Source organism: Pseudomonas sp. P5_A12 (assembly GCF_056400685.1).
Genome location: NZ_JBFUKU010000299.1, coordinates 1 through 6363 on the forward strand (window position 1 = coordinate 1; position 6363 = coordinate 6363).

Sequence of the window (6363 nt, forward strand, 5' to 3'; positions counted from 1 at the left end):
CCAAGAAGGAGGGCACTGAAATGCGCCTACTTATAACTCAACTAAATAGATGTTTAGTCTAGTTATAACTATAGCGCATTAAAAGAGTAGGGTAGCTCATCCTTGAACTCTATCTTCCAAAAATGGACGATATCGCTCAAGGTGAGAATCAGCACCTGCCAATAAGGAAAAGAACATCAATGGATCACTTCCCAGGCTGGATGCTAGAAAGCGCTCATAGCTACCTGAAAGCAGCCGAGCTACTGGATGCTCAACACTTGCCGCACGTAGCACAAGTCAATGCAGCTATCGGCATGGAGATCCTGCTCAAAAGCTTCATCTCATTGCCTGATCAGAACCAAGGGACATCTGGCGAAACTTACAGGCTTGATCCAACAGCACTTGCCAAGGCTCACCAGCGCCTGCTGAGTATCGGTAAAACTAGCCGCAAGAATCATGACAAGCATGATCTGCTGACACTGTTTTATGCCGTTCCTGAACAGATCAGGCGCAGCCTGGCACTGGACAGCCAAGAAGAATGCTTTGAAAAATATCGAAGTGTGTTCACCAACAGCCGGTATCCATACGAGTCCAACAGCGCGAAATCTTCTGACCCGATTCTGATGAGGATGCTGCGGTGGACGCTGGCCAACGTGGTTGGTTATCACAAGGAACGCGGATCGCAGGATGCATTCATTGTGAGTTACATCGCTAAGCAGCAAGCTGGACCAGGTGATGCGTAAGAGGCAGTGCCTGCCTTCAAATCTGACCACCAGACGCTCCCACGTCCGTATAGGACGGTTCGCATAATGTATATTATGTTAAATTATGTATGTAAGAGCAGTTTAGAAACTGTCAGCGTTTCATAAAAGCACTCCGAACTAATTATTTGAATTCACGCGAACTGATTTGTAGATTTTCGACCCGTGTTTCAAAAATTAATTTTTAGCTCTAGTCGTGTGTCACAGAGCGCCGAAGGAAACCTTCGGTTAAATTCGGAAGGAAATGCGTAGAACGCAGACTCGTAGAATCAGGCAAGTAATCCGGAGGAATGAGCTGTTGCCAGTCTGAGCAGAGGTGGAAAATTGTCCTCCGACAAACCATCGAGGACTCCCCATGCTTGTACACGCCTATGGTGCTCACTCGGGCGACAAACCCCTTGAGCCTTTGCAGATCAGTCGCCGCTCCCCTGCCGCCCATGACGTCCAGATTGATATCGCCTTCTGCGGTATCTGCCATTCGGATTTGCATCAGGTGYGTGCCGAGTGGGCAGGCACACAATTTCCCTGCGTCCCGGGGCATGAAATTGTCGGCCGTGTATCGGCGGTGGGTGCCCATGTTTCGAGTTTCACTGTCGGAGACCTGGTCGGTGTCGGTTGCATCGTCGACAGCTGCAAACACTGTGACGACTGTGAAACCGGCCTGGAAAACTACTGCGATGGCATGATTGGCACCTACAACTTTCCAACGCCAGACGCGCCCGGCTGGACGCTGGGCGGCTACTCGCAAAACATTGTGGTGCATGAGCGTTATGTTCTGCGCATCCGTCACCCGGAGGAGCAATTGGCCGCCGTCGCGCCGCTGCTGTGCGCGGGCATCACCACTTACTCCCCGCTGCGTCACTGGAATGCGGGGCCGGGCAAGAAAATAGGCGTGGTCGGCATCGGCGGACTGGGCCACATGGGCATCAAGCTGGCCCATGCGATGGGCGCCCACGTCGTGGCGTTCACTACCTCCGAATCCAAACGCGAAGCGGCGAAGGAATTGGGCGCTGACGAAGTTGTAGTATCGCGCAACACTGAAGAGATGGCCGCACACTCCATGAGTTTCGACTTCATCCTCAATACCGTCGCAGCTCCCCACGATCTGGATGCCTTTCTGGTGTTGCTCAAGCGCGACGGTGCACTGACACTGGTCGGTGCGCCCGCCTCGCCGCATCCATCGCCCAACGTGTTCAACCTGATCATGAAGCGGCGAACGATTGCAGGCTCGATGATAGGCGGCATCCCTGAAACGCAGGAGATGCTGGATTTTTGCGCCGAACACGGGATCGTCGCCGATATCGAACTGGTTCGCGCCGATCAGATAAACGACTCCTATGAGCGGATGCTCAAGGGGGACGTAAAGTATCGCTTTGTGATCGATAACGCGACATTGGCTGACCAGACGAAAGACTCCAGCGAATAACGACTCAAGCGGAAATTCAAAAGCAACCTGAAGTAGCTTGCCGGTGCCCTCGCAGGGCTCCGGTTCTCTTTCGCGGCCTCGTTTACGAGGGGCGCGACGCTTCGCGCATCACAGGATTAAATCAATGACCCGTCCCCCACTCTCTGCCCCCCGAAAAGCTGAACAATCGTGGGGCGCAGTCTTCGCCATGTCACTTGCAGCCTTCGTGCTGGTGGCATCCGAGTTCATGCCCGTCAGCCTGCTGACGCCGATTGCTGCAGATATGCACATCACCGAAGGCCAAGCGGGCCTGGGTATTTCGGTCTCTGGGTTGTTTGCGCTGTTCGCCAGCCTGCTGACAGCTTCGGTGGCGGCGCGAGTCGACCGTAAGCCACTGCTATTGTCCCTGACTTTGCTAATGATAGTTTCAGGAACCGTGGTCGCGTTCTCGCCGACCTACTGGGTGTTTATGGTCGGCCGAGCCCTGATCGGCGTGGCCATCGGTGGCTTCTGGTCTTTGTCGGCGGCAACCGCAATGCGCCTGGTGCCGGATGATCAGATCGCTCGCGCCATGGCAGTCGTCAATGGCGGCAACGCTCTGGCGACAGTGATTGCAGCGCCGCTGGGTAGCTTTCTCGGATCCTTGATCGGATGGAGAGGTGCCTTTTTGTGCGTCATCCCGGTTGCGGTTGTCGCCTGCATCTGGCTTTTGGTTAGCCTTCCAACGATGAAGGCGCAACGTCGCCCAGGTACTGGAAATGTATTCACGTTGATGAAAAAACCACCGGTTGCGCTGGGCATGGCGGCGGTCAGTGTCTTTTTCATGGGCCAGTTTATGCTGTTTACCTACCTGCGCCCGTTCCTTGAAACAGTCACCCAGGTAAGTGTTTCCATGCTGTCGCTGATGTTGCTGGTCCTGGGTCTCGCTGGCCTCGCGGGCACCTTCCTGATTGGAAGATTCTTGAACAATGGCCTGCATCGCACCCTCATCGTCATCCCGATCTTGATGGCGATGATTGCACTGGCGCTGGTTTCATTCGGCAGCTCAGCGGTCACGACCACTGTCTTGCTGGGGTTATGGGGGTTGGTTGCGACTGCGGCGCCGGTGGGGTGGTGGACATGGCTGGCCAAAACATTACCCGAGGCGCCTGAAGCAGGCGGAGGCTTGATGGTGGCGATCGTTCAACTGGCTATTTCAGCGGGCGCAACCGTTGGCGGGTTGGTCTTTGACTCGAGCGGGTATCAAGCGACATTCGAGTTGAGCGCTGCATTGCTCGGTGTGGCGGCAGTGCTTGCCTTTCTGGCTGCACGCGCAGCCTCGCGGGAGCCTGTTGCATTGATGAGCATCGCCTGAAAAACCACAAGACACGCCAAGACACGCCAAGGCGTGCCTTGTTGGCCGAGTTGGAACTCTTGGCACTCTGCATATTCATCGAGCGTGAGCAACGAGATGTCTGGGGCCCCGAGCACTTGAAGCGAAGCGACGGATCCACCCTGGATAGCGACCTCAAAGCCAAGGTCAGAAGCCATTCGAACGGAGATTGGATCAAACACGGATGCGGCAAATTTACAGCCTGTTCCATGAAGCAAAGCACGGAACGCCTGACGTAATTCATGATGAGATTGCTCAATCATTTTTTCGGCTCCATCACATTCCAACTAAGTACATCGCTTGAGTCGACTTGCGAGTGCGAGACATCAAATTAGCTACCAGTCATTGCGCCCTGTTCGAAGAGGAATGGCCGGTAGCGATGCTGGTTACTTTTGCGCTAATAACGCCTTTCGCTCTGCCTTTTCGTTTTTCATTGCAGCAATTTCACGCTCGCAGGCCTCGACATCGAACGAGTTGTCCCACTTGGCAATTGCGATGGTGCCGATACCGTTGCCAATCAGGTTGGTCACAGCCCGCGCTTCGTTCAGGAACCGGTCGATGCCCAAGAGCAATACAAGACCTACCAATGGAATGGAGTGGATGGTTGTAAGCGTTGCCGCCAGTGTTATGAACCCTGCACCCGCCACGCCAGCCGAGCCTTTCGAGGTCAGCAGGAATACGCCCAACAGAATCATCTGATCCATAAAAGTCAGCGGTGTATTGGTTGCCTGCGCGATGAAAATCGCCGCCATGGTGAGGTAAATGCAGGTGCCATCCGCATTGAAGGCATATCCAGTTGGCAGCACCATGCCCACCACTGACTTCTTACAGCCGAGCTTTTCAAGTTTCACCATCATTCGCGGAAGCACCGCTTCAGTCGAGCAGGTTCCAAGCGTGATGAGGATCTCGTCCTTGAAGTACCGGAGGAACTGAAACAAAGGCATTCCTGACCATCGAGCAACCGTCCCCAGCACTATCACAATGAATATCAAAGTGGTGACGTAGAGGGCTATCAGCAACTGACCGAGTGAAAGCAAGGTACCAATGCCGTACTTGCCGATAGTGAATGCCATGCCTGCGCCGGCACCAATCGGAGCCAGACGCATAACCATTGCCACGATCTTGAACAGCCCTTGCATAAACAGGTCGATGGTATTGATCAGCGGTTTGCTGGTTTCGCCCATTTGAACCAGGGCAACGCCCATCAAGACCGAAATCAGAATGACCTGAAGCATGACGCCATTCGAGAATGCGCCAATGAAGGTACTCGGGATGATGTTGAGAAAGAACTCGATTGTTCCGCCCTGCTCGCTGGCGGCTTGGCTGTATTTGGCGATAGCACTGGCATCAAGCGTGTTGGCGTTGATATTCATCCCGACGCCTGGCTTTACGAGATTGACCACAATAAGGCCGATGACCAGCGCAATGGTTGAAAGGATTTCAAAGTAGAGCAGCGCTTTGACGCCAATCCGCCCGACTTCCTTGATGCTGCCCATCTTGGCGATACCGACGACGACGGTACCGAAAATAATAGGCGCCAACAGCATTTTGATGAGCTTGATAAAGCCATCCGCAAAAGGTTGCAGCTTGGCTCCGAATTGCGGTTCAAAGTGACCAATTGCTGCACCGATGACGATACCGATCAGCACCTGCACATACAGCTGGCTGTACCAGCGGGACTTGGAGTTTTCCACGGGAGCACCTCATTTTATTTTTGTGATGGGCGTGTGGCGTGGCGCCAGTGAGTGGCGCCTGATAACGGCGGCCTCTTGCAAGAGGCCGCCGTTCGGGGGGCTATCAGCCTTCGCCCAACTCTCGCATCACGGCGTACAAGGCGGACTTGGCTTCGAAGCCGACACCTGGAATATCCGGCAGACCAACATAGCTATTTTCCACCTTGATCCCGTCAGCGAAGCCGCCAAAAGGCTGGAACACATCCGGGTACGATTCGTTACCGCCCAGGTGTAGACCTGCTGCGATGTTCAGGGACATCTGGTGACCACCGTGAGGAACTACGCGGCGAGAAGACCAACCCATTTCTTCCATCACCTTCAGGGTGCGCATGTACTCTACGAGTCCGTAAGACAGGGCGCAGTCGAACTGGAGGTAATCGCGATCAGGGCGCATACCACCGTGGCGTAGCAGGTTACGAGCATCCTGATGGGAGAACAGGTTTTCACCAGTAGCCATGGGCAGTTCATAGTGGTTTGCAAGCTCAGCCTGAAGTTCATAGTCCAGCGGATCGCCAACTTCTTCGTACCAGAAGAGGTTGTACTTTTTGATGGCCTCCGCGTACGCAATACCTGTCTTCAGATCGAAGCGGCCATTGGCATCGACCGCCAATCGACGACCATCACCTACCACTTCAAGTACCGCTTCGATACGACGGATATCTTCGTCCAGTGGCACCGCACCAATCTTCATCTTGACTACGTCGTAGCCACGATCCAGATAGCTCTGCATTTCTGCTTTGAGCTTGGTCTGGTCTTTGCCTGGGTAGTAGTAGCCGCCCGCTGCGTAGACCCAGACCTTGTCATCTGCCACGCCGTCGCGGTAACGGTCGGCCAGCAGGCGATACAGTGGCTTGCCTTCAATCTTGGCAACGGCATCCCATACAGCCATATCTATGGTGCCAACTGCGACTGAGCGCTCGCCGTGGCCACCTGGCTTTTCGTTGGTCATCAAAGTTTTCCAGATGGCGAACGGATCCAGGTTGTTGTTTTCATGATCGACGAGAGTATCTGGATCAGCTTCCGTGATACGCGCCAGGAAGCGATCACGCATCAGTGCGCCTTGGCCATAGCGACCATTGGAGTTGAAACCGTAGCCGATGACAGGTTTACCAT

The 6363-nt window shown here is 54.3% G+C and carries 5 protein-coding genes and 1 pseudogene; 3 read left to right on the top strand and 3 right to left on the bottom strand.

The features are described 5' to 3' along the window. The first annotated feature begins 179 nt into the window (after window positions 1-179). The 3 genes from AC1DSG_RS25995 to AC1DSG_RS26005 all read left to right on the top strand — a co-directional run bounded on the left by AC1DSG_RS25995 (window position 180) and on the right by AC1DSG_RS26005 (window position 3499). Window positions 180-722, top strand: coding sequence for a hypothetical protein (locus AC1DSG_RS25995; protein WP_477793449.1), 543 nt, complete (start codon window positions 180-182; stop codon window positions 720-722). A 373-nt stretch (window positions 723-1095) separates the two neighbouring features. Continuing rightward, complete coding sequence (locus tag AC1DSG_RS26000; RefSeq protein ID WP_477793450.1) at window positions 1096-2166, top strand: NAD(P)-dependent alcohol dehydrogenase; 1071 nt, start codon at window positions 1096-1098, stop codon at window positions 2164-2166. A gap of 124 nt (window positions 2167-2290) precedes the next feature. Then, window positions 2291-3499: an MFS transporter gene (locus tag AC1DSG_RS26005; protein WP_477793453.1), complete on the top strand. Its 1209-nt coding sequence runs from the start codon at window positions 2291-2293 to the stop codon at window positions 3497-3499. A gap of 65 nt (window positions 3500-3564) precedes the next feature. Here the strand turns inward: AC1DSG_RS26005 and AC1DSG_RS26010 are convergent. The 3 genes and pseudogenes from AC1DSG_RS26010 to AC1DSG_RS26020 all read right to left on the bottom strand — a co-directional run. Then, window positions 3565-3780, bottom strand: a pseudogene (locus AC1DSG_RS26010) (isocitrate lyase/PEP mutase family protein); the annotation flags it as partial. A gap of 123 nt (window positions 3781-3903) precedes the next feature. Further along, window positions 3904-5211, bottom strand: coding sequence for a C4-dicarboxylate transporter DctA (gene dctA / locus AC1DSG_RS26015; protein WP_477793451.1), 1308 nt, complete (start codon window positions 5209-5211; stop codon window positions 3904-3906). A 103-nt stretch (window positions 5212-5314) separates the two neighbouring features. Further along, on the bottom strand, window positions 5315-6363 hold a 1049-nt coding region (locus AC1DSG_RS26020; protein ID WP_477793452.1), incomplete at its 5' end, for a mandelate racemase/muconate lactonizing enzyme family protein.

What these genes read in the sequence shown, in the direction of transcription:
- AC1DSG_RS26005 (WP_477793453.1), top strand. Translation starts at nt 2,291, where the DNA reads ATGACCCGTCCCCCACTCTCTGCCCCCCGAAAAGCTGAACAATCGTGG.
- AC1DSG_RS25995 (WP_477793449.1), top strand. Translation starts at nt 180, where the DNA reads ATGGATCACTTCCCAGGCTGGATGCTAGAAAGCGCTCATAGCTACCTG.